Raw genomic sequence first — 22,746 nt, 5'->3', positions numbered from 1 at the left:
GCCACGCGCCGGAGTACCCCGTGGTGCGCGGTGCACCCGTCGGATCCACGACTCGGCACGGCCGCGCGGGGTACCCCGAGGTCCACGGCGGGGGCAGGAGGCGCACCATGGCAGGGATCCGGGCGATGACGGCGCGCGTGATCGGCTCGGGGGCCCGAGCGCTCGGACGGCTCCGCGGCACGGCGCGGACCAGGAGGCGCCCGGGGCGAGCCGGGAGCGCGAGAGTAGGGGCCGGGCTCTCCAGGCTGACCGACCGCGAGCTGGTCCGCGCCTGGGAGCACTCGTCGCGCGACCTCGCCACGGACCTCGAGGCGACCCGTCGGCTGGCCCTCGTCATCACGCGTCCGCACCTGCTGGACGAGCTGCGCGAGCGACACCTGGACGGACCTCCCCTCCCTCCGGGATGACGACGTCGCCGCCGCCCGCGAGCCGGTGCGCGACACTGGGCTGGTGCCCACGACCTCGTCTGCCCTGACCCTCGTCGACTGGCGCGCCCGTGTCTCGTCGCTGCACGAGGCCGTGCGCGCCCACGACGATCCCGCGGAGGGACACCGCCTCTGGCGAGAGGGACGGGCCGACCTCTTCGCCACGCACCCCCAGAGCCCGATCGCCGACCACCCCGACCTGCGGGAGCGCGGCGTGGACTACTGGCCGTACGACCCGGCGCTGCGCTTCACCCTCGAGATCGAGCCGGCCGACCCGGACGAGCGTGACGTCGACGGAGGCGACGACGGCTCGGTCACGATGCGCAGGGTCGGCGTCCTGCGGCTGCCCGAGCCGGTCGGCGGCAGCCTCGACGTGTGGTGGCTGCACCAGTACGGCGGCGGGATCTTCGTGCCGATGCGCGACGGCACGGCCGGCGACGGCAGCTACGGCGCGGGTCGCTACCTGCTCGACACGGCCAAGGGGGCCTGGCTCGGCGGCGACGACCGGCATGTCGTGCTGGACCTCAACTTCGCCTTCCACCCGTCGTGCCGCTACGACGACAGGTGGCGCTGCCCGCTCGCGCCTGCCGGCAACACCGTCGAGGCCCGGGTCGAGGCAGGCGAGCGTCTCTGACGTCTTCGCAGGTCAGGCACGTCGGCGGTCACGGGCCTGGCTCGAACAACGGCGGCAAGGGCCGCAGTCGCTGACTCCCGTTCGCGTAGCCGACGGTCAGGATCGTCGGAGCGCCCGTCGGTCCGGCTGACGTCGTCGCGATCAGCCGACCCCCGCACACGGCAAACCCATCTCTGAGGGACACACCCACGAATTGCAGACGTTCGCTCGGGAGACACACGGGGTGACTCTCGACCTCTTATGCGGTGGCGACATCGCTACTCAGCTCGCCCAGCCGGACTTGATCTGGGTGGCCCGGCAATACCTCGAGCTCCCGTCCTCGATGGTGCCGCCGAGGTCTCGGGGCCCGGCCACCCCAGTGCCACGGGTCAGTCGACGGCGAGCTCGCCGAGCTCGGACCAGTCGTCCTGGTCGACGCTCTGGCTGATGATCTTCGGCGTGGAGGTGAGGTAGGGCGGCAGTTCAGCTTGCGCGGCCTTGAAGTGGTCGCTGTTGACGTGCACTCCACCGGCGTCGCCGTCGCGGAACGCCTCGACCAGGACGTACTCGTTGGGGTCGTCGAGGCTGCGCGACCAGTCGTACCAGAGGCAGCCGTCCTCGGCCCGAGTTGCCTCGGTGAATGCCCGGGAGATCTCCGGCCAGGCATCGGCGTGCTCGGGCTTGATGGCGAACTTGGCGGTGATGAAGATCAAGGGTTCTCCTGGGTCGAGTCAGGTGGCCCCAGTCCTCACCGGGGTGTTCAGGGGGCCCGTTCAGGCGGGTCTGGTCAGGCGGGTCTGGTCAGGCGGTGCGGGCGTCCTGTGTGGGCGCCGGTTGGGGCGCGCCGTCGACGGCCGACTGGATCATCGCCCCGAGCTTCTCCGAGATGATGCCGAGCACGGCGCCGGCCACGATCGCGGTGAGCGCGCCGCTGAGGTCGAAACCGGACCCGAAGAACACGGCCGTGCCGGCGAACCCGCCGGGGATGAACGACAGCAGCGGCAGCGCGGCCTCGATGCACAGGATGAACCCGACGATCGTCACCATCACGGCGAGCGCGAGGGTGGAGGCGCTGACGGTCTCCAGCCCCTGGCTGATCACCCAGCCCCAGAACACGCCGGCCACGTTGGCGGCGAGGCCCTTGGCGAGTCCGGTGGTGCCGCCGCCGGCGGCGAAGAAGCAGGCCCATGCGACGAATGCGATCCAGGTGATGAGGGTGAGTTCCACGCTCGCGTAGGTCCAGATGCCGGCGAGCACGCCGACGGAGATGCCGATGCCCAGCAGGGCCTTGATTCCGCTCATGGTCGTGCTCCTTCTCAGGGGGTGAGGATGGCGCGGCCGCGCACGCGGCCGGCGTCGAGGTCCGAGATCGCCGTCTGGAAGTCGTCCAGGGCGTACTTCTGCGTGTGCAGGGTGACCGAGCCGCGGGCGGCGAGGGACATGAGGTCGCACAGGTCGTTGTAGGACCCGACGAGGTTGCCGATGATGTTCTTCTCCGCGGAGATGAGGTCGATCGTGGGGACGTCGACGTTCTCGCCGTAGCCGACGACGTGGTAGTCGCCGGCCTGGCGGGTCATCGCGAGGCCCTGGCTGGTGGAGCCGCCCTCGCCGACGAAGTCGAGCACCGCCTCGGCGCCGGAGCCACCGGTGATGTCGAGGACCTCCTCGACCTGCCGGCCCTCGGCCACGACCCCGTGGTCGGCTCCGAGGTCGAGCGCGAGCTTGAGCGCCTCCGGGTTGCGGTCGACGACGACCAGCTGCGCCGGCGAGAGCGCCTTCATCACCTGGATGCCGATGTGGCCGAGACCGCCGGCACCGATGACGACGCACGTGTCGCGCGGGGTCAGCCGCTTCGCCGCCTTGGCGGCCGCGTGGTACGCAGTGAGGCCGGCGTCGGCGAGTGCGGCGACGTCGGCGGGCTCGAGGGAGTCGTCGATGGGTACGACGCTGCGGGCCGAGGTCCTGAGGTACTCGGCGTACCCACCGTTGGTGTCGATGCCGGGGAACTGGTTGTTCTCGCAGTGGACGTCGTCTCCGGTGCGGCACGCACGGCACAGGCCACACGTGATGAGTGGGTGGACGATGACCTTGTCGCCCTCGCGGACGTTGGTGACTGCGGATCCGATGGCGTGCACCCAGCCGGCGTTCTCGTGGCCGATCGTGTACGGCAGCGTGACGCCGGACTTCTCCTCCCACTGGCCTTCGAGGATGTGGAGGTCGGTGCGGCACACGCCGGCGCCGCCGATCCGCACGATGACGTCGAAGGGGCCGGTGGCCTCGGGGACGTCGACCTCGGTCATCTCGAGGTCCTGGTGGTAGCCGACGACCTGTACGGCTCGCATCTTGCTCATCGGGAGTGCTCCTTGCCGGAGTGGGTGGTCAGGGTGGTGAGGGGAATGAAGGTGGCGTCGTAGCCGGCGTACTGCTCGTCAGCAGGCTCCTCGCCGTCGACTCGACGGGTCTGGTCCTCGCGGGAGTCCGGGTAGCGGGTGCGGAGCAGGCCGCGGCAGAAGTGCGCGTTGCCGTCGATCGAGATCCGCGTCGACCTCGCCCGCCGAAGTGCCATGGGGACCTGGTCGGGCTCGTAGCCGACGCCGTGCTCGTCGACCATGACCCGCGCCGACGGGTGGTTCCCGAGCCGCAATGTCGTCCGCCTGCGCAGAAGCGACTCCTTCTCGGGCCCCTCGGGGAGGTCACCCAGGACGACGTCGCCGAGGGCCGACTCGGCCAGGTCGTCGTTCGACCTCAGCAGCGCCGTCAGACACCGCTCCATGGCAGCGGTGTGCGCCTTGACCTGGAAGGTGTGACGTAGCTCGTCGAGGTTGTTATCCGCCTCGTGACGGAAGGTGCCCTTGTAGCCGGCGTCCGTGGCGAGCCCGTGGTTGATGATGTCGGAGTCGTGGTGGTCATCGAGCCAGACCGTCACGCTGCGGCTCCAGTCCAGCCTGGTGAGGACGTCCTTGCTGTCGGAGGCCATCAGGTAGGCGAAGTTGGGTGAGCAGAACGACGTCGGGAGGCGCAGGTGCACCTCCACGCTCCCGGCCTCGTCGACCGTCACCGACCGGACGAACCCGAGGTCGGTGATGGGCTCGTCGAGCTCCGGGTCGAACACGGCGTCGAGAGCCTCGCGCACTGCCTCGACGTGCGTGTGGCGGGTGGCGGTCATGGTCGGAGTGAGTGACATCGTCACACCGTCGCCAGGTCGGCGGCCTCAGGCTGCCGGGGCCCGGTCTCGGGCTCGTCGGCATCGGGCAGCCGCAGCTCGGCCGGCACCTCGATGTCGTACATCTTGGCGGCGTTGAGGCCGAGGACCTTCTTCTTGGCCTCGGTGGTGAGGGGCGCGTACTCGGTCATGTCGTCGGGGATCTGGAAGTCGACGAACTGCTCGATCAGCCACCTCGGCGTCCACAGCGCGTAGTCGGAGGAGAACTGGATCCGGTCCTCACCGATCCAGTACATGAGCTCGCCCATGATCTGCGCGAAGTAGCGCGGCCGCGTGTGGATGAAGGGCATCGCGACGGCGAGGCCACCGTGAACGTTGGGCTCCTGGGTGGCGATCCAGCAGAAGTCCTCGAGCCGGGGAAGTCCGACGTGCTCGATGACGAAGTTGAGGTCGGTGAAGTCCGTGGCCACGTGGTCGACGTCGGCGACGTCGAACGCGTCGCGGTCGAGTGGGCGGATGGTGGGGCCCTTGTGGATGTGGATGTTCTTGATGCCCAGCTCGCGGCACAGCTCGAAGTACCGGTAGGCCATCGGGTCGTCGAGCTTCCAGCCGCGCGAGTCGCCGTGCCACTCGGCGGTGTAGAGCTTCACGCCCTTGAGCCCGAACCGCTCCGCATCGGCGCGCAGCTGGTCGAGGCCGGCCTCGCCGTTGCGGGGGTCGAAGTTGTGGTTGTACGTCAGCTTGTCCGGGTTGGCCTGGGTGAGCGCGAACGCCTCCTCGGTCTGGCCGAACCCGTTGTTGTAGAACTCGCCGAGGTGGGCGGGCTGGAAGATCGCGTGGTCGACGTACCCATCGGTGAACAGGTCCTTCATCAGGCGCTCGCCGCCCTGGTAGAGGTACTCCTCGTAGGACCACTTCTCCGACTCCGGCGACAGGTTCGCGTGGTAGTCGTAGAAGCAGTCGATGAACTGCTTGCCCTGGAGGTTCTTGATGTTCTCCGGGCGGGCGTCCCACAGGGCGATGTGGGCGTCGACGATGAAGTAGTTCTCGCCGTCCTTGGTGTACATGTGCGTCCTCCGTCGATCTGGGTGATGTCGCGTGACGTCGGTCACTCGATGCGTTCGGACGCTAGGCGCGCCGGGCGCCGCCCGGACCTGCCCCGGCGTCTCAATGTGAGATCCAGGGGCGTCTCAATTTGAGACGCGACGCGACCGTCGTCGCCGCGCGGCCGATGTAACGTCGCTCACATCAGGGAGGTGGGTGGACCGTGACCGACGACGCCCTTCCCGAGCGCGCGCGGCGCCATCGCGAGCTGCAGCGCTCACTTGTCGGTGGCCCCGACCTGGTCGGTGCTCCCGTCTCCGACCGGCTCGTCGCCTCGTGGCAGCGGAGCGAGGACTACGGCGTCTCCTTGGAGTCCATCGAGCCGAGCTTCACCGGGACCCTCAACGACGAGTCGCTGTTCTTCGAGTGCGGCCGCGAGGTGCTCGAGGGCCTCCACCGGACCCTCATCAACGAGCCCGTCTCCCTCATGCTGACCGACGCCGACGGCCTCGTCCTCAACCGCATGAGCGGTGACACCTCGCTCCTCCGCGCGCTCGACGCGGTGCACCTCGCGCCCGGGTTCGCGTACGCGGAGCGCACCGTCGGCACCAACGGCCTCGGCCTCGCCATCGCCGACCGCGCCCCCACCGTCGTACGGGCCGACGAGCACTACGCACTGAGCCTCTGCACCTACACCTGCGCCGCCGTGCCGGTCCTCGACCCGCTCAGCGGCCACCTCGAGGGGTGCGTCAACCTGACGACCTGGTCCAGCCAGTCCAGCGACCTCCTGCTCGCGCTCGCCCAGTCGGCAGCCAGCAACACGTCCGCGATGATGCTGGCCCGCTCGCGCGGTCAGAAGCCTCGGGCGGCACAGCGGGGCGAGGTGTTCCGCGTGGAGACTCCTCGTCTCGAGCCCGGTGCGGGCAGCGCCACCGATCTCGGGCCTGCCTGGTCCGAGGTGCTCGCCCGTGCGGGTGCGGCGATCCGCGACGAACGCATCGTGCTGGCAGTCGGCGAGGAAGGCTCGGGTCGGGCCACGCTCCTCGCCCAGGCGCTGCGCCAGCAGTTCCCGCGCGAGCGCATCCTCGCCGCGTCGCCGCCCCCGACGCAGGACTGCGAGGCGTGGCTGGGCTTGTGGACCCCCGAGCTCGGCAAGCCCGACACTGGCATCCTCGTCCGCGACGTCGACCTCCTGCCCGAGTGGGTGGCCGAGCACGTGCGCGACCTGGTCGTCCAGGCCCGGGTCCGAGCCCACGCGGGCGACCACGTCCCGTTCGCGATGACGGCGAGCCGGTTCGACGCCCTGCCGCCTGCTCTCGCACCCCTCGTCGACACCATCGTCTCCGTCCCGCCGCTGCGTGAGCGGTCCGATGACGTGATCCCACTCGCCCGCCTCGCCGCACGTCGGGCGCGGGGGCGCGAGGTCACCTTCACCCACGCCGCCGAGTCCGCGCTGCGTGACTGCGGCTGGCCGGGCAACGCCCGCCAGCTCGTCGAGGTCGTCGCGCAGGCCGCCCGGCGCAGCGACACCATCGACGTACGACACCTGCCCGCCGACGTCCTCTCCGGCATCTCGCGACGCCTCACCCGCATCGAGACCTTCGAGCGCGACGAGATCGTCCGCGTCCTCACCCGTCCCGGCATCTCGATGAAGGACGCCGGCGACGAGCTCGGCATGAGCCGCGCCACCGTCTACCGCAAGATCGCGCAGTACGACATCAACATCCCTCGCACCAACACCTGAGGGGCCAGAACCCGCCTACACGCGCGGCCGTCCGCTCGAGCCGGACCTCGATCTGGTTGCGGGTCGCCCTGCGCCAGAATCGACCCGCGCACGGGCTTCGGCCGTTTTCGAGATACTTCGCGAAGAGCTCACCCAGCGTGATGGTCGCCTGCGGCCCGGCCGCGCGAGACAGCCCGGCATCGACCAGCGCAGCCTTGACGCGAGCGAAGATCGACACCTCGACGACGACGTCCGCGGGCCGGGCACGCGTGACGACCTGGCGCGTCATCGGGACCCACTCGTGGTGGAGCATGGCGAAACCCCTGCCCGGTCACCGGATCCTCGGGGGAATTCGGAGGAAACCCGGGCAGGGGTTCCGCGTTCGTGCAGGTCAGGGGCGGTGTCGCCCTCCTTGCTCAGATGTCGTAGTAGAGCTCGAACTCGTGCGGGTGCGGCCGCAGCTGGACCGGAGCGATCTCCTGGGTGCGCTTGAAGTCGACCCAGGTCTCGATCAGGTCGTCGGTGAAGACGCCACCCCGGGTCAGGTAGTCGTGGTCGTCCTCGAGGGCGTCGAGCACGGCGCCCAGCGACGTCGGCACCTGGGCGATGTCGGCCATCTCGTCCGGCGGCAGCTCGTAGATGTCCTTGTCGATCGGGTCGGCAGGCTCGGTCTTGTTCTGCACACCGTCGAGGCCGGCCAGCATCAGCGCGGCGAAGGCGAGGTAGGGGTTCGCCGACGGGTCGGGGAAGCGGGTCTCGACGCGCTTGGCCTTCGGGTTCGCGCCCGTGATCGGGATGCGGACCGACGCGGAGCGGTTGCGCGAGGAGTAGACCAGCGAGATCGGGGCCTCGAAGCCCGGCACCAGGCGGTGGTAGGAGTTCACCGTCGGGTTGGTGAACGCCAGCAGCGACGGCGCGTGCTTGAGGATGCCGCCGATGTACCAGCGGGCGGTGTCGGACAGGCCGGCGTACCCGGTCTCGTCGAAGAACAGCGGCTCGCCGTCCTTCCACAGCGACTGGTGCACGTGCATGCCCGAGCCGTTGTCACCGAAGATGGGCTTCGGCATGAACGTGACCGACTTGCCCTGCTCCCAGGCGGTGTTCTTGATGAGGTACTTGAACTTCATCACGTCGTCCGCGGCCTTGAGCAGCGTGTCGAAGCGGTAGTTGATCTCCGCCTGGCCGGCGGTGCCGACCTCGTGGTGGGCGCGCTCGACGAGCAGGCCGCAGGCCTCGAGGTTCTTCACCATGTCGGCGCGCAGGTCGCTGTAGTGGTCGTAGGGCTCGACGGGGAAGTAGCCACCCTTGAGGCGGGTCTTGTAGCCCTTGTTCTCCTCGCCCTCCTTGCCGGAGTTCCACCAGCCCTCGACGGAGTCGATGTGGTAGTAGCCCTCGTTGACGCCCGTGCTGTAGCGGACGTTGTCGAAGATGTAGAACTCGGCCTCGGGGGCGAAGTACGCGGTGTCCGCGATGCCGGTCGAGTCGAGGTACGCCAGCGCCTTGCGCGCGATGTTGCGCGGGTCGCGGCTGTAGGCCTCGCCGGTGATCGGGTCGTGGATGAAGAAGTTGACGTTGAGCGTCTTCGACTTGCGGAAGGGGTCGACGTACGCCGTCGTCGGGTCGGGGAAGAGCGACATGTCGGACTCGTTGATCGCCTGGAAGCCGCGGATCGAGGACCCGTCGAACCCGAGGCCGTCGTCGAAGACGCTCTGGTCGAACGACGACACCGGCACCGTGAAGTGCTGCATCACGCCGGGCAGGTCGCAGAAGCGAACGTCGACCATCTCGACGCCCTCGTCCTTAATGAACTTCAGGAGCTCATCGGAGTTGTTGAACATTCGGTTCCTCCTTGACGGCGACGGGCGCGCGTCGAGTTGCAGCGTTCGGGAGCGGAGCGTCGTTGCACCGTGCCGTCACGCTAGGGGGGAGCAGTTTCTAGACCGTATCCCGTTTGTTTCGGCCGTGTTACAACAGACCGCAGCGTGGCGGGCCACGACGGCCCGCCTAGGCTTGCGACGTGACGAGTGCTGTAACAAACGACCTCCACGCGGCCACCTGGGGACGCCGGATCCTGGCCCTGTGCGTCGACTGGGTCGCGTGCCTGGCCGTCGTCGAGGGCCTCGTCGCAGCCGGACTGATCGCCGGCAACCCCAACGGCCTCGGCACGCTCGCGCTCTTCGTCGTCGAGTCGGCGCTCTTCACGGCGACCGTGGGCGGCTCGTTCGGCAAGCTCGCGACGAGGCTGCGTGTGGTGCGCAAGGACGACCCGTCGGTGCCGGTCTCGCTGCTGCGGGCCCTCGTGCGCAGCGCGCTGGTCGCGCTCGTCGTACCGCCGCTGTTCACCTTCGACGGCCGCGGCCTTCACGACATGGCGGCCGGGACGCGGACGGTGGCGCTCTAGTCCGGGACCGGCTCAGCGGCCGCGCTGCTGCGAGCGCATGCCCTTCATCGACGTCGGGACCGGACCCTTGGGCAGCGGGAGCTTGCCGCGCTGCGCGTCGATGGCCTTGAGGCGCTGGAGGACGTCGGTCATCTCGGCGGGCTTCACCGCACGGCCGAGCTTCTGGACGTGGCGCACCAGCTTGGGCAGCGGCACCTCGCCGTCGCCGCGGCCGGCGACGACCTCGTGGATCGGCACCTCGTAGGCGACCCGCTCGTGCTTCTTGCGCTCGGTCGCGAGCAGCGCGCGGACCCGGCTGGGGCTGGTGCCCTCGCCGACCAGCACGATGCCGGGCGGGCCGACGACGCGGTGCACGACGTCCTGCTGCTTGTTGAAGCCGACGACGGGCTCGACCTTCCAGCCGCGGCGCAGCATCTGGAGCGCTCCCGCGGCGGCCGCCGGCTGGCCCTCCATCTGGGTGTACGCCGCCTTCTGGGCGCGGCGGCCGAAGACGAGCAGCGCGCACAGCATGCCGATCATGAGCGAGCCCACGATCGTGATGATCAGCGAGATGACACCGCTGCCGGGCAGCAGGGACAGCAGGCCGAATCCGACAGCGGCCCCGAGCACGAAGACGCCCGCGATGATCAGGCCCAGGCGCGGGTCCGTGCGCTTGGCCATCGTGTAGGTCTGCATGATCTGCGCACGGCGCGAGCTCGGCGTGGAGGCGGCGGGGGTCGACATGGGGAACCTTGTCCAGCTAGATGGTGACGATGACGAGGGAGCGTGGTCAGGCGGTCGCGGCGCTGGCTGCGGCGCGGGCGTCCATGGCCTGACCGTACAGCCGTCCGGCGCGGTAGGACGAGCGGACGAGCGGGCCCGACAGGGCGCCGGCGAAGCCGATCTCGTCGGCCTCGGCCTTGAGCTCGACGAACTCCTCCGGCTTCACCCAGCGCTCGACGGGGTGGTGGCGCGGGGAGGGGCGCAGGTACTGGGTGATGGTGATGAGCTCGCAGCCCGCCTCGTGGAGGTCGCGCAGCGCCTGGCTGATCTCCTCGCGGGTCTCGCCCATGCCGAGGATCAGGTTGGACTTGGTGACCAGGCCGAAGTCGCGGGCCTGGGTCAGCACGTCGAGCGAGCGGTCGTAGCGGAAGGCGGGGCGGATCCGCTTGAAGATCCGCGGCACGGTCTCGACGTTGTGGGCGAGCACCTCGGGACGGCTCTCGAAGACCTCGGTGAGGAGGTCGGGCTTGCCGTTGAAGTCGGGGATCAGGTTCTCCACGCCCGTGCCGGGGTTGAGCTCGTGGATCGCGCGGACCGTCTCGGCGTAGAGCCATGCACCGCCGTCGGGCAGGTCGTCGCGGGCGACGCCGGTGATGGTGGCGTACTTCAGCTGCATCTTCTGCACCGACTCGGCCACGCGGCGGGGCTCGTCGCGGTCGAGCGGCTGCGGCTTGCCGGTGTCGATCTGGCAGAAGTCGCAGCGACGCGTGCACTGGTCGCCGCCGATGAGGAAGGTCGCCTCGCGGTCCTCCCAGCACTCGTAGATGTTGGGGCAGCCGGCTTCCTGGCAGACCGTGTGGAGGCCCTCACCCTTCACGAGCTCCTGGAGGGCGGTGTACTCGGGACCCATCCTGGCCCGGGTCTTGATCCACTCCGGCTTCTTCTCGATGGGAGTCTCCGCGTTGCGGATCTCGAGGCGGAGAAGCTTGCGTCCTTCGGGTGCTGGAGCGGTCGTCACGCCCGCAACTCTACGACGGCGGGTCGACCGCCCCAACTCACGGTCGGGAGCCGGGACGACCGCTCGCGCCGACAGGTCAGAGCAGCAGGTCGGGCGTGATCGGCAGTCGACGGACGCGTCGACCCGTCGCGTGGAAGACCGCGTTGCCGATCGCGGCCGCGACACCACAGAGACCGACCTCGCCCACTCCCTTGACCCCGACGGGGTTGAGCCGGTCGGGACCACCGACGAACTCGACCTCCAGGTCGGGCACGTCGGCGTTGACGGCGACCAGGTAGTCGGCCATGTGCGCGTTGGTGATGCGGCCCGTCTGGGGTCCGGCGTGGAGGTCGGTGACCGTGTGCTCGAGCAGCGCGTGGCCGATGCCGCCGACTGCTCCACCGACGACCTGGCTGCGCGCGGTGCGCTCGTTGAGCACCTGGCCGCAGTCGATGACCGACACCAGCCGCTCGACGCGGACCAGGCCCAGGTCGGCGTCGACGCGCACCTTGGCGAACTTCGCGCCGAACGCGCCCGAGGGCGACATGCCCATCTCGGCAGGGTCCGGCGGGGCGGCGGTGGCCTCCGCCGCGACCTCGTCGCGATCGCCGACGGCACGCGACAGCGCCTCGCGCCCGGGCGTGCCCGACAGGTCGAGGTCGCCCAGCACCTCGGTCACGGCCAGGGCGACCGCGTTGGAGATCGCCGTCGCCAGGCCCGAACCGCCGGCCGGGGGAGAGGCGGGCAGCGAGCTGTCGCCGAGCACCACCTCGACGTCGGCGAGGTCGAGCCCGAGCCGGTCCGCGGCCACCTGGGTGACCACGGTGTAGGTGCCCGTGCCGATGTCCATCGCCGCGCAGTGCACGGCGGCGGTGCCGTCGCGGTGGACGACGACGCGCACGGTGCAGGGCTGCTGGAAGTAGAAGAACGACACGGCGGCCACGCCGTAGCCCACGAGCTGGTCGCCGTCGCGCATCGAACGGGTCGCCGGGTCGCGTTCGTCCCACCCGATGATCTCAGCACCGCGCCGCAGGCACTGGTCCAGCGCCTTGCTCGACCACGGGAGGTCGTCCTGGTCGGGGTTGGTGGCGGTGTCGTTGCGCAGCCTGAGCTCGACCGGGTCGATGCCGAGCTCGACGGCCAGCTCGTCGAGGGCGGTCTCGAGGGCGAAGTTGCCCTGGGCCTCGCCGGGGGCGCGCATGGAGCCCGGCGGCGCGATGTGCAGACGGACCTGGTCGACGTCGGCGCGCAGGTGCTCCACGGCATAGCCCTGGCGGGTGCCGGAGACGACGTTCTCGGGGTTGTCGTCGTCCACCGCGACCGGGATCGTCGCGGTGTGCTCGACCGCCGTCAGGGTGCCGTCGCGACGCGCGCCGAGGCGCACGTGCTGCACGGTCTCGGGACGGTGCCCGACGTCAGTGAACATCTGCGGACGGCTCAGCACCACCCGCACCGGCTGGGAGACCACCTTGGCGGCCATCGCCGCGGCGTGGATGTAGGGCCACGGGCGCAACCCCGACCCGAACCCGCCGCCGAGGTAGGGACACTCGACCCGGACGTCCTCACGCGCGATGCCCCAGGCCTCGGCCAGGCAGTCGGCGGTGTTGAAGGGCCACTGGGTGGTCGCCCACATGTGCAGGGCGTCGCCGTCCCACTGCGCGCACGCGGAGAACAGGCCGATCGGGTTGTTGGTGTTGTCGCCGGTGACGTAGTCGGCCTCGACGACCACCTCGGCCTCGGCCAGCCCTCGCTCGAGGTCACCGCGGACGCTGTCGGCGCCCGCCGGGTCGTCGGTCTCGCGCGTGGCCCGGGGGTCGTTGAGGTCCACGACCGGCTCGGCGGCGTCGTACGACACGTGCAGCAGGCTGGCGGCGTGCACCGCCTCCTCGCGTGTCTGCGCGACCACCATCGCGACGTAGTCGCCGTGGAAGCGGACGGTCGCGTCCTGGAAGGGCGGACGCGGAGCCCGCTCGTCCGCCGACGCCTCGTTGGGGCGTACGACGCGGGGCGCGTCGTGGTGCGAGATGACGGCCACCACTCCGGGTGCGGCGAGCGCGTCGCTGGCGTCGACGAGCGAGATCTCGCCCGCCGCGATCGTCGCGCCGACCAGCACCCCGACCAGGGCGTCGCGGGGCGCGAGGTCGTCGGCGTAGGGCACCGCGCCGGTGACCTTGAGCGGGCCGTCGACGCGAGTGACTCCCGCACCGATGACGGGCGTGCCCGTGGACGTGCCCGCAGCGGTGTCCGTCGCGGTGTCCGTCGCGGTGTCCGTCGTGGTGCTCATGCGGTCACCCCCGTGACGTCGCGGAGCTGGCGGACCAGGGTGCGACGGGCCAGCTCGGGCTTGAAGGCCGTGCCGGGGACGGTGAAGGCGTCCGCCAGCTCGGCGGCCGCGGCCTCCTCGAAGAGCGCGAGCGAGGCCACCCGCCCGCGCAGCACCTCCTCGGCGCGGCTCGCTCGCCACGGAACCGATCCGACGCCGCCGAGGCCGACGGCCACGTGCGCGAGGACGCCGTCCTCGAGACGGGCGACCACCGCGGCCGACGTCAGGGCGAACTCGTAGGACGCGCGATCGCGCACCTTGAGGTAGCCCGAGCGGGCATCGGGCAGCGGGACCTCCAGGTGCGTGACGAGCTCACCGGGGCGGAGCACGTTGTCACGGGCGGGGTCGTCGTCGGCGCGCACGTGCAGCTCGGCGACCGGGATCGTCCGGTCGCCGTCGGGACCGTGGAGGCGCACCCGGGCGTCGAGCGCCACGAGGGCCACGGCCAGGTCGGAGGCGTGGACGGCGATGCAGCCGGCGTCGACGCCGAGCACCGCGTGCGTGCGTGCGGTGCCCTCGATCGCCGCGCAGCCGCTGCCGGGGCGGCGCTTGTTGCACTGGGTCACCTCGGGGTCGCGGAAGTAGCGGCACCGGGTGCGTTGCAGGACGTTGCCCCCGATCGTCGCCATCGCGCGCAGCTGGGGCGAGGCGGCCAGCAGCAGCGAGTCGCGCAGCACGGGGACCCCGGCCACGGCCTCGTGCCGGGCGAGCTCGGCCATCGTGACGGCGGCGCCGACCACGAGGGTGTCGCCGTCGACGGTGACCTCGGCAAGTGGCAGCCGACTGATGTCGACGACCGTGCCGGGCGACCACACGCCGTCGCGCATCAGGTCGAGCTGGGTGGTGCCGCCGGCGATGAAGACGGTGTCGTCGGGCTGCTGGACGGCCCGCGAGACGGCGTCGGTGGTGACTGCTGCGCTGGCCGCGTCGACGTCGTCGACGCGGGTGTAGGTGAAGGGGTGCACGTCAGGCCTCCTGTGCCGAGCGGACCGACATGACGGCGTCGACGATGCGCGGGTAGGCGCCGCAGCGGCACAGGTTGCCGCTCATCAGCTCGCGCACGTCGTCGCGGGTGGACCATCCGTCCTCCTCGAGCAGGGCGACGGCGGACATGACCTGGCCGGCCGTGCACGCGCCGCACTGGAAGGCGTCGCAGTCGAGGAAGGCCTGCTGCACGGGGTGCAGCTCGTCGGTGGACCCGACGCCCTCGATCGTGGTCACCTCGCGGCCCTCGACCTGCGCGGCAAGGGTCAGGCACGACAGCACCCGTCGCCCGTCGACGTGCACGGTGCAGGCACCGCAGGCTCCCTGGTCGCAGCCCTTCTGGGTGCCGGTCAGGCCGACGTCGTCGCGCAGCAGGTCGAGCAGGGAGCGCCTGGTGTCGACCTCGACCGCGTGGGGGGAGCCGTTGATGGTCGTGTGGACTGTGTGCCGGCTCATCCGACGACCCAACCAGAGAGGTGCACGCGACGCCTCACCCCGTCGCGTGGGTGGGCGGTCAGCGCCCGGGCGTGATGAGCTCGATGCGCGGTCCGTGAGCCGGCTCGGGGCGTGCGTCGTAGTCCGGTGTCGCGACGAAGGGCTCCCAGGCGAGGTACGTCGACACGTGGCGTCGCACGCTCGGCAGCACGTCGTGGACGGTGACGTCGCGGCCCAGCTCGCGGGTCAGCGACGTGACCCCGGCGTCGTCGATGCCGCAGGCGACGAACCGGTCGTACCAGCCCAGGTCGACGTCGCAGTTGAGGGAGAAGCCGTGCATGGTCACGCCGCGCGCCATCCGGATGCCGATGGCGGCGATCTTGCGCTCCGGGCCACGGTCGTCGGCCCGCAGCCAGACGCCGCTGCGACCCGGGATGCGGGCGGTCGTGACGCCGAAGTCGGTGCACACGGCGATCAGCGCCTCCTCGACGCGCCGCACGTAGTCGACGACCTTGACGTGGTCGGGCAGCGTGACGATCGGGTAGCCGACGAGCTGGCCCGGACCGTGGAAGGTGATCTTGCCGCCGCGGTCCACGTCGATGACGGGGGCGCCGGGGTCGAGCGGGCGCTCGTGGTCGTCGGTCCGCTTGCCGGCGGTGAAGACGGCCGGGTGCTCGAGCAGCAGGACGGTGTCGGGACGGGTGCCCGCGACGACCTCCTCGTGCACCCCGCGCTGGAGGTCCCAGGCGGCGAGGTAGTCGACGGCATCGGTGCCCAGGCCGGCGATCTCGTAGGTCGGTCCCGTGTCCGTCTGCTGGTCCAACGACATGCGCCGAGCCTACGCCGCGGCGGCCTGTGGACGAGCGCCGACGTCGTCCGGCGAAATCGGTGAGGCTGGTCGGGTGGATCCCCGCCGACTGCTCCCCGTCCTCACGGCCGTGGCCTGTGCGTGCGTGGTCGCCACCCTGGTGGTCCGGGTCGGGGGACCGGACCGAGCCGCGGGCGACGACGACGGGCCGCGTCCCGCCACGGCCGGGGTGGTGTCACCGGCGGAGATCCTCGCCGGGTGGGACCGGCGTCGCTCGTCCGCGTGGGCGGCGGGCGACGCCGCCGCCCTGCGCGGGCTCTACGCCGCCGGGTCCCGCGCCGGGGCGGTCGACGTCCGCCACCTGCGGGCGTGGCAGCGGCGCGGCCTGACGGTCGAGGGGATGGCGACCCAGGTGCTGGCGCTCGAGGTCGTGGAGCGTACGCCGGACCGGCTGGCGCTCGTGGTCACCGACCGGGTCGTCGGTGGTCGGGCCGTCGGCGGCGCGTCACCGGTCGTGCTCCCGGTGGACCGGCCCTCGACGCGGATGGTCGAGCTGGTCCGGGTGGGGGACCGGTGGGTCGTGGAGGAGGTGAGCGCTCAGGACAGCGCGGCGGAGACGACCTCGCGGACGTCCTCGTCCTCGAAGTCGTAGCCGGCGCGCTCGAGGGCGGCGGGGCGGGCGTTGACCGAGCCCAGCAGCTCGGGCGCCATGTCGCCGGCGGCCACCTTCATCAGCGGTGCGGGGACGGCGAGGAACGCCTTGCGGTGCACGGCCGAGGCGAGCTCGTTGGTGAACTCGGCGTTGGTCGGCGTGCGCGGGCAGCACAGGTTGAAGACACCCGACACGTCGCGCGACCCGATCAGGAAGGTCACGGCCCCGACCCAGTCGCGCAGCGAGATCATCGGCATGTACTGCTCGCCCGAGCCGAGCTTCGCGCCGCCGCCGAGCTTGAAGAGCAGCGCGAGCTGCTTGAGCGGGGGAGCCGACCGGTCCATCACGGGGGCCGTGCGCAGCACGCAGACGCGCGAGCCGGCGGCCTTCGCGGGCTCGGTGGCGTCCTGCCACTCCCGCGCGACGCGCGTGAGCAGGGCGTCGCCGACGCTCTCGGTCTCCTCGGTCACGACCGCGTCGCCGTGGTCGCCGTAGATGCTGATGCCGTTCCCGGCGAGGAAGGCGGGCGGCCGCTCGCTCGCGGCGATCGTGGAGGCGAGCAGCCGCGTGGTGGAGACGCGCGAGTCCATCACCTCGCGGGCGTACTTCTTCGAGTGCGGGTTGTTGGCGATGCTCGCCCCGGCGAGGTTGACGACGGCGTCGGCGCGGCTGATCACCGAGGCATCGACCTCACCCGCGGCCGGGTCCCACTGCGACTCGTGCGCGGAGCTGGGAGCACGACGGACCAGAGCGGTCACCTCGTGCCCCTGGACCCGCAGGTGGTCGGAGAGGTGGGTGCCGAGAAACCCTGACGCTCCGGCGATGACGACACGCATGCCTCCACCCAACCATGCGCGCCAAAGCGCGCGGCGACGGTCGGTCGGGTCTGCGCGCCTCAGCCCGCGAGGTGGGCCCAGCGCGCGGCGAGCTCGCGCCAGGGTCCGTGCTCCACCACGCGGCCGGCGTCGAGGACGACGACGCGGTCGGCCTGCGCCAGGGCGGCGGCCTTGCTGGTCGCACCGATGACGGTCGCCCCGCGCTCGCGCAGTGCCCGCCACAGCTCGATCTCGGTCGCGGCGTCCAGTGCCGAGGAGACGTCGTCGGCGAGCAGCACGTCGGCGTCGCTGGCGAGGGCCCGCGCGAGCGCGAGCCGCTGCACCTGCCCACCCGAGAGGCGGACGCCGCGGTGGCCGACGAGCGAGTCGGGGCCACCCGCCTCCGACACGTCGCGCCCCATCCGGGCCGCCTCGATGGCCGGCATGATGTCGCGCTGGGCGTGGTCGAGGCCGACGTTTCCGGTGAACGTGCCGGACAGGACGCGCGGCACCTGAGCGACGTGCGCGACGCGGGCCGGCCGGAGCGTGGTCTGCGGGTCATCGACGACGCGGTCGTTCCAGACGATCTCGCCGGTGCTGCTCACCAGTCCGGCGAGTGCGCCGAGCAGGCTGGACTTGCCGGAGCCGACCTGGCCCAGCAGCAGCACGAGCTCGCCGGCGCGGATCTCGAGGTCGACGTCCTGCACCCCGAGCGTGCCGTCGTCGTGGACCGCGGACAGGTCGCGCAGGGTCAGCGTCTGCAGCGGCTCGCGCGGGGTCGCGGCGGGTGCCGTGGCGGTGCCGGCGGAGAGGTCCATCCCGCCCGGGAGCACCATCAGGTCGCCGCCACCGGCGAGCGCGCTGGTGGCGTGCATCCACGCCCGGGTGCCGGGCGCCTCGGTCACGACGGCCCCGGCGACCCGGCCGAACCAGTCGAAGCCGCTGACGGCGTTGGCGACGAGCAGCGCCGTGGCGAGCTCCCAGCGCCCGGACAGCAGGCCGGCCCAGGCGGCGACGACACCGCACTGCACCATCACGACGGGGACGCCGTCGAGCAGGGACTGGACGCGGTGCTCGCGGACGGCCGCGTCCACCCGACCGCCGTCGACCTCGCGGAGGTGGCGGTGCAGGTGCGGGGTGGCGGCGGCCAGCTTGACCGTGCGGATCGACTCGAGCGTCGACACGAGCGCCTGGCCGAAGCCGGCGCGGGCGGTGGACGCCGCAGCCGCCGACCGTCCGGCGACCGGGCGCCCGAGCGAGGAGGCGAGGGCGGAGGCGACCATCACGGCGAGCAGGATCGCGCCGGCGAGCCAGGTGCCGGCGATGAGCGCGGTGAGGACGGCGACGAAGAGGCCGTTGACGAAGTCGACCCACCGGTCGGTGTAGCGGGCGATCCGGTCGGCGTCCATGGCGCGGGCCACGACCTCGCCCGGCGGCGTACGGACCAGGCGGCGCTGGTCGGTCTGGCCGGCGAGGACGGCGGCGCGCACGCGCATCCGGATCTCGACCCACCAGTGGGGGTAGGTCCAGAAGGCCTGCGACAGCAGCAGCGGGCCGACCATCAGCGAGGCGACGAGCGCGACCAGCAGCAGGCCGGGGGTGTGGCCGTCCTGGAGCGAGGTGACGACGTGGCCCCACACGAAGCCCGTGACCGCGCCGTAGGCACCCGTGATCGAGGCGACGAGGAAGAGCATGGCGCCCAGGAGTCCCCACTCGGGCTTGAGCCGGATGCAGTGCCATACCTGCCGCATCAGGCCGAGCGGGGGCTCGACGCGGGGCGGCTCGGGCGGGGTCGTGCTGCGGCGCACGGAGCCGATCGAGGCGTCGTCGTGGTGGTGCTCCTCGATCACCACCTCGTGGGCGGCGGCGTCGAGGAGGTCGCGGAACGGGCCGTCGGCAGCCGCCAGGCGGGCGCGCGGGCCCTGCTGGACGACGCGGCCGGACTCGAGCACCGCGACCTGCTCGGCCCGCTCGGTGGTGGAGAGGCGGTGCGCGACCAGGATGCCCGTGCGACCGCTGATCAGCCGGTCGGCAGCGCGCACGACGCGCGCCTCGGTGACCGGGTCCATCCGGGCAGTGGCCTCGTCGAGCACGACCACGCTGACGTCGCGCACGAGCAGCCGCGCGAAGGCGACGAGCTGCTCCTCGCCGGCGGACAGGCTGGTGCCGCCGGGACCCAGCAGCGTCTCGAGGCCCTCGGGAAGCCCGGTGACCCACTCGGTGAGGCCGAGCTCCTCCACGGCCGCGACCACGGACTCGCGCGGGGCGTCGCCGAACAAGGTGATGTTGTCGACGAGCGTGCCGGCGAGGATCTCGGTGCGCTGGGTGACCACGCCGACGGCCGAGCGCAGGAGCTGGAGGTCGAGGTCACGGACGTCGGTGCCACCGAGGAAGACGGTGCCGCGTGGCGGCTCGACCGCACGGGAGAGGAACGAGGCGAGGGTGGACTTGCCCGAGCCCGTGCGCCCGACGAGGGCGCAGGTGTGCCCGGCCGGGACGGTCAGGTCGATGTCGCGCAGGGCGAAGCTGCCGGTGCCGTAGGAGAACGACAGCCCCCGCAGCTCGACGTCGAGCGGGTCGTGGGGCAGCGGCAGCCCGCCCACCGGCTCGGCCGGGACCGCGAGCATCCCGCGCAGGCGCAGCACGGCGCCCATGCCCTCCTGGAGGTCGGGGAGGTGGCGGGCCATCATGTCGACCTGGCCCACGAACATCGTGGTGACCAGGAACAGGGTGACCAGCCGCGCCGTCGACATGTCGCCGTGCGCCACGAGGGCGACACCGACGAGACCGGTGGCCGCGAGCACGCCGTGGAGCAGGCCGCCGCTGCGGCGGGTGACGCTGACCTCGACCGCGAGCACGCGGCGCAGCCGACGGTGGATCTCGGCGGCGAGCTCGGCGTTGCGCCGCAGGACGTGGGGCTGGCCGAGCGAGGTGCGGACGTCGTCGCGCGCGGCGATGCCCTCCTCGGTCGAGGCGGCGTGGTCGGTCCACGCGGCCTCCTCGAGCACCTTGCGCTCGGCGATGAGGGGCAGCAGCCGGCGGATGGTGAGCCACACGACCACGCCGCACAGCGGGAACAGGAACGTGGCCGGCCACCACGTGATGCTGGCGACGATCCAGAGCGGCCCTGCGGAGAGGACCGTGCGGATGGCCATCCACACGCCCCAGCGCATCAGCTGGCCGACCTCCCAGGTGTCGTCGTCGATGCGGTCGAGCACCTCGCCGACGGCCTGCTCGGAGAGCTCGGAGAGCGGCTGGGCCATGGCGGCGTCGATCAGGTCGGCGCGCAGCCGGCCCTCGGCCCGGTCGACCACGACGCCCCAGATGGTGCGCGCGGCGGTGTCGACGAACGCGCCGCCGACCACGCACAGCGCGAGGACCGTGACGAGCATCGAGGTGGGGGAGTCGGCGAGCCGGCCGGCGACGACGCTGCCGAGGGAGGAGGCGATCGCCCCCACCAGCAGCATGGTCAGGCAGACCACGGTCAGGGGACGGCGCACTCGCCGCCAGTCGACGGGCTGGCGGTCTGCGGGGAGCTCCGACGCCGGGGTGGTGGCGTCCGTGGAGCGGGAGGTCTCGGTGATCGTCACGGTGCCTTCAGGCTAGGCGCTCGCACCGACAGTCCGCGCCCGATTTTTCGACGTTGAGCCGAACGTCGTACGACCCCGCACCGACGGGTGCGGGGTCGTACGACGGATGTGCCAATCAAGTGGGCTTCGAGACGATCGGCGCCTCACTCGCAAGCTCGCGAGACGCCGATCCTCAGACCTCGAACTGGCCGGCCTCGAGGCGCTTCTTGACCTCCTGGAGGAAGCGACCGGCGTCGGCGCCGTCGACCAGGCGGTGGTCGTAGGTCAGCGACAGGTAGACCATGTGGCGCACCGCGATGGTCTCGCCGAGGTTGGCGTCGTCGATCACCACGGGGCGCTTCACCACGGCACCGGGGCCGAGGATCGCGACCTGGGGCTTGTTGATGATCGGGGTGTCGAAGAGCGCCCCGAAGCTGCCCAGGTTGGTGATCGTGAAGGTGCCACCGGAGAGCTCGTCGGGCGTCACCTTGTTGGTGCGGGTGCGCTCGGCGATGTCGGCGATCTTCTTGGCGAGCCCGGCGATCGAGAGGTCGCCGGCCTCCTTGACGACCGGCGTGAGCAGGCCCTTCTCGGTGTCCACGGCGAACGCGATGTTCTCGCGGTCGAAGTAGGTCACCTCGCCCTTCTCGGCGTCGATCGTGGCGTTGAGCTTGGGGTGGACCTTGAGCGCGTCGATCGCCGCCTTGGCGAAGAACGGCAGGTAGGTCAGCTTCACGCCCTCGCGGGCCAGGAAGTCGGCCTTGGCCGACTCGCGGAGGCGGGCGATGGAGGTGACGTCGACCTCCATGACCTGCGTCAGCTGGGCGGCCTCGTGGAGCGACTCGGTCATGCGCGAGGCGATGACCTTGCGCAGGCGCGAGAGCGGCTCGACCGTGCCGCGCAGCGGCGACGGGGACGCGGTGGCGGCCGGGGCGGCAGCGGCCGGAGCAGCGGCGGCGGGAGCAGCCGGTGCGGCAGCGGGAGCCGCAGCCTTCTGAGCGGCAGCGGCGGCGTCGAGGACGTCCTGCTTGCGGATGCGGCCACCGACGCCGGTGCCCTGGACCTGCGAGAGGTCGACGTTGTTCTGGTCGGCCATCTTGCGCACCAGCGGGGTGACGTACGCCGTCTGGTCGCGGCCACCCTCGTTGGCTGCTGCGGGGGCAGCGGGCGCCTCCTGCTGCGGGGCCTCCTGGGCCGGGGCCTGCTGGGCGGGAGCCTCCTGCGCCGCCGGCTGGGCCGCGGGCTCGGACTGCTTCTCGGCCTCGGGGGTCTCGTCGCCGGCGGGGAGCTCGCCGGTCTCCTCGACGATCTGCTCCTCCTGCTCGGCCTTCTTCTCCGCGTTGGCCTCGTCCTTGGGCTGCGCCTCGGCCGACTGCGGCTCGCCGCCGGCGTCGCCGGACCCGATGATCGCGAGCTCGGCGCCGACCTCGACGGTCTCGTCCTCGGCCGCCTTGATCTCCAGCAGCGTGCCGGCGACGGGGGAGGGGATCTCGGTGTCGACCTTGTCGGTGGACACCTCCAGCAGCGGCTCGTCGACGGCGACCTCGTCACCGACCTGCTTGAGCCAGCGGGTGACGGTGCCCTCGGTGACGGACTCGCCCAGCGCGGGCAGCGTGACCGGCGTACCGGCGCCACCGCCGCCGCCACCACCGGAGGACGCGGCCTGCTCGGCGGCGGGCTCGGACTGGGCGGGTGCGTCGTCCTTCTCGGACTCGGGGGTCTCGTCGCCGGCGGGGAGCTCGCCGGTCTCCTCGGCGACCTGCTCCTCCTGCTCGGCCTTCTTCTCCGACTCCTGCTCGTCGGCCGGCTGCGCCTCGGGCTCGGCGGAGCCGGACGCGTCACCGGACGACTCGCCCTCCTCGCCGACCACGGCCAGGACCGCTCCGACCTCGACGGTGTCGTCCTCGTTGGCCTTGATCTCCAGCAGCGTGCCGGCGACGGGGGAGGGGATCTCGGTGTCGACCTTGTCGGTGGAGACCTCCAGCAGCGGCTCGTCGACGGCGACCGTGTCACCGACCTGCTTGAGCCAGCGGGTGACGGTGCCCTCGGTGACGGACTCGCCGAGTGCGGGGAGGGTGACTTCGGAGGCCAA

21 protein-coding genes are annotated in these 22,746 nt (G+C 71.6%); 5 read left to right on the top strand and 16 right to left on the bottom strand.

Annotation, left to right across the window (positions count from 1 at the left end):
* Positions 1-107 precede the first annotated feature (107 nt).
* The gene (locus tag EUA93_RS18280; protein WP_129401711.1) at positions 108-407 is read left to right on the top strand and encodes a hypothetical protein; all 300 of its coding nucleotides are present in this window, start codon (positions 108-110) and stop codon (positions 405-407) included.
* Positions 408-450: 43 nt separating this feature from the next.
* Positions 451-1,059, top strand: a complete 609-nt coding sequence (locus tag EUA93_RS18275; RefSeq protein WP_207208831.1) for a DUF1684 domain-containing protein — start codon at positions 451-453, stop codon at positions 1,057-1,059.
* A gap of 368 nt (positions 1,060-1,427) precedes the next feature.
* Here EUA93_RS18275 and EUA93_RS18270 read toward each other — a convergent pair whose 3' ends face one another.
* The 5 genes from EUA93_RS18270 to EUA93_RS18250 all read right to left on the bottom strand — a co-directional run bounded on the left by EUA93_RS18270 (position 1,428) and on the right by EUA93_RS18250 (position 5,268).
* A complete protein-coding gene (locus tag EUA93_RS18270) occupies positions 1,428-1,751 on the bottom strand; it encodes a putative quinol monooxygenase (protein ID WP_129401710.1) in 324 nt (107 codons plus the stop codon).
* 88 nt (positions 1,752-1,839) lie between these two features.
* On the bottom strand, positions 1,840-2,340 hold the full coding sequence (locus EUA93_RS18265) for a DUF1097 domain-containing protein (RefSeq protein WP_129401709.1): 501 nt from the start codon (positions 2,338-2,340) through the stop codon (positions 1,840-1,842).
* A 14-nt stretch (positions 2,341-2,354) separates the two neighbouring features.
* On the bottom strand, positions 2,355-3,389 hold the full coding sequence (locus tag EUA93_RS18260; protein ID WP_242497499.1) for an NAD(P)-dependent alcohol dehydrogenase: 1,035 nt from the start codon (positions 3,387-3,389) through the stop codon (positions 2,355-2,357).
* Positions 3,386-4,222 (bottom strand): metal-sulfur cluster assembly factor, encoded by an 837-nt coding sequence (locus tag EUA93_RS18255; protein ID WP_207208830.1) that lies wholly within the window; start codon positions 4,220-4,222, stop codon positions 3,386-3,388. Before EUA93_RS18255 ends, EUA93_RS18260 begins: the two co-directional genes overlap by 4 nt.
* A 2-nt stretch (positions 4,223-4,224) precedes the next feature.
* Positions 4,225-5,268: an amidohydrolase family protein gene (locus EUA93_RS18250; RefSeq protein WP_129401708.1), complete on the bottom strand. Its 1,044-nt coding sequence runs from the start codon at positions 5,266-5,268 to the stop codon at positions 4,225-4,227.
* A 200-nt stretch (positions 5,269-5,468) separates the two neighbouring features.
* On the opposite strand from EUA93_RS18250, the gene EUA93_RS18245 reads away from it, so the two are divergent.
* Positions 5,469-6,989, top strand: a complete 1,521-nt coding sequence (locus tag EUA93_RS18245) for an AAA-type ATPase lid domain-containing protein (RefSeq protein WP_207208829.1) — start codon at positions 5,469-5,471, stop codon at positions 6,987-6,989.
* Here EUA93_RS18245 and EUA93_RS18240 read toward each other — a convergent pair.
* Together EUA93_RS18240 and glnA are read right to left on the bottom strand one after the other, a co-directional pair.
* Positions 6,964-7,281, bottom strand: coding sequence for a hypothetical protein (locus EUA93_RS18240; protein WP_129401707.1), 318 nt, complete (start codon positions 7,279-7,281; stop codon positions 6,964-6,966). The genes EUA93_RS18245 and EUA93_RS18240 overlap by 26 nt on opposite strands.
* A gap of 103 nt (positions 7,282-7,384) precedes the next feature.
* Positions 7,385-8,806 (bottom strand): type I glutamate--ammonia ligase, encoded by a 1,422-nt coding sequence (glnA, locus tag EUA93_RS18235; protein ID WP_129401706.1) that lies wholly within the window; start codon positions 8,804-8,806, stop codon positions 7,385-7,387.
* Between the two features lie 179 nt (positions 8,807-8,985).
* On the opposite strand from glnA, the gene EUA93_RS18230 reads away from it, so the two are divergent.
* Positions 8,986-9,369: an RDD family protein gene (locus tag EUA93_RS18230; RefSeq protein ID WP_129401705.1), complete on the top strand. Its 384-nt coding sequence runs from the start codon at positions 8,986-8,988 to the stop codon at positions 9,367-9,369.
* A 12-nt stretch (positions 9,370-9,381) separates the two neighbouring features.
* Here the strand turns inward: EUA93_RS18230 and EUA93_RS18225 are convergent, their stop codons facing one another.
* The 6 genes from EUA93_RS18225 to lipB form a co-directional block, all read right to left on the bottom strand.
* Positions 9,382-10,092, bottom strand: a complete 711-nt coding sequence (locus EUA93_RS18225; protein WP_129401704.1) for a DUF4191 domain-containing protein — start codon at positions 10,090-10,092, stop codon at positions 9,382-9,384.
* A 46-nt stretch (positions 10,093-10,138) separates the two neighbouring features.
* On the bottom strand, positions 10,139-11,089 hold the full coding sequence (gene lipA, locus EUA93_RS18220) for a lipoyl synthase (protein ID WP_129401703.1): 951 nt from the start codon (positions 11,087-11,089) through the stop codon (positions 10,139-10,141).
* 76 nt (positions 11,090-11,165) lie between these two features.
* On the bottom strand, positions 11,166-13,352 hold the full coding sequence (locus tag EUA93_RS18215; protein WP_129401702.1) for a xanthine dehydrogenase family protein molybdopterin-binding subunit: 2,187 nt from the start codon (positions 13,350-13,352) through the stop codon (positions 11,166-11,168).
* The gene (locus EUA93_RS18210; protein ID WP_129401701.1) at positions 13,349-14,356 is read right to left on the bottom strand and encodes an FAD binding domain-containing protein; all 1,008 of its coding nucleotides are present in this window, start codon (positions 14,354-14,356) and stop codon (positions 13,349-13,351) included. Before EUA93_RS18210 ends, EUA93_RS18215 begins: the two co-directional genes overlap by 4 nt.
* A 1-nt stretch (position 14,357) precedes the next feature.
* The gene (locus tag EUA93_RS18205) at positions 14,358-14,831 is read right to left on the bottom strand and encodes a (2Fe-2S)-binding protein (protein WP_129401700.1); all 474 of its coding nucleotides are present in this window, start codon (positions 14,829-14,831) and stop codon (positions 14,358-14,360) included.
* Positions 14,832-14,889: 58 nt separating this feature from the next.
* Positions 14,890-15,639 (bottom strand): lipoyl(octanoyl) transferase LipB, encoded by a 750-nt coding sequence (gene lipB, locus EUA93_RS18200; protein ID WP_129401699.1) that lies wholly within the window; start codon positions 15,637-15,639, stop codon positions 14,890-14,892.
* A gap of 73 nt (positions 15,640-15,712) precedes the next feature.
* Between lipB and EUA93_RS18195 the strand changes: the two genes are divergently transcribed.
* Entirely contained in the window at positions 15,713-16,270 is a 558-nt protein-coding gene (locus EUA93_RS18195; RefSeq protein ID WP_129401698.1) for a hypothetical protein, read from the top strand.
* Here the strand turns inward: EUA93_RS18195 and EUA93_RS18190 are convergent.
* From EUA93_RS18190 to sucB, 3 genes are all read right to left on the bottom strand, one after another.
* A complete protein-coding gene (locus EUA93_RS18190) occupies positions 16,216-17,106 on the bottom strand; it encodes a TIGR01777 family oxidoreductase (protein ID WP_129401697.1) in 891 nt (296 codons plus the stop codon). The genes EUA93_RS18195 and EUA93_RS18190 overlap by 55 nt on opposite strands.
* Before the next feature lie 59 nt (positions 17,107-17,165).
* Positions 17,166-20,675, bottom strand: a complete 3,510-nt coding sequence (locus EUA93_RS18185; protein WP_242497498.1) for an ATP-binding cassette domain-containing protein — start codon at positions 20,673-20,675, stop codon at positions 17,166-17,168.
* A 172-nt stretch (positions 20,676-20,847) separates the two neighbouring features.
* Entirely contained in the window at positions 20,848-22,746 is a 1,899-nt protein-coding gene (gene sucB / locus EUA93_RS18180) for a 2-oxoglutarate dehydrogenase, E2 component, dihydrolipoamide succinyltransferase (protein WP_129401696.1), read from the bottom strand.

The organism is Nocardioides oleivorans (genome assembly GCF_004137255.1).
Lineage (GTDB): Bacteria > Actinomycetota > Actinomycetes > Propionibacteriales > Nocardioidaceae > Nocardioides > Nocardioides oleivorans.
Note: the sequence above shows the minus strand (reverse complement) of the source record. Positions and strands in the feature narration are given on the sequence as shown.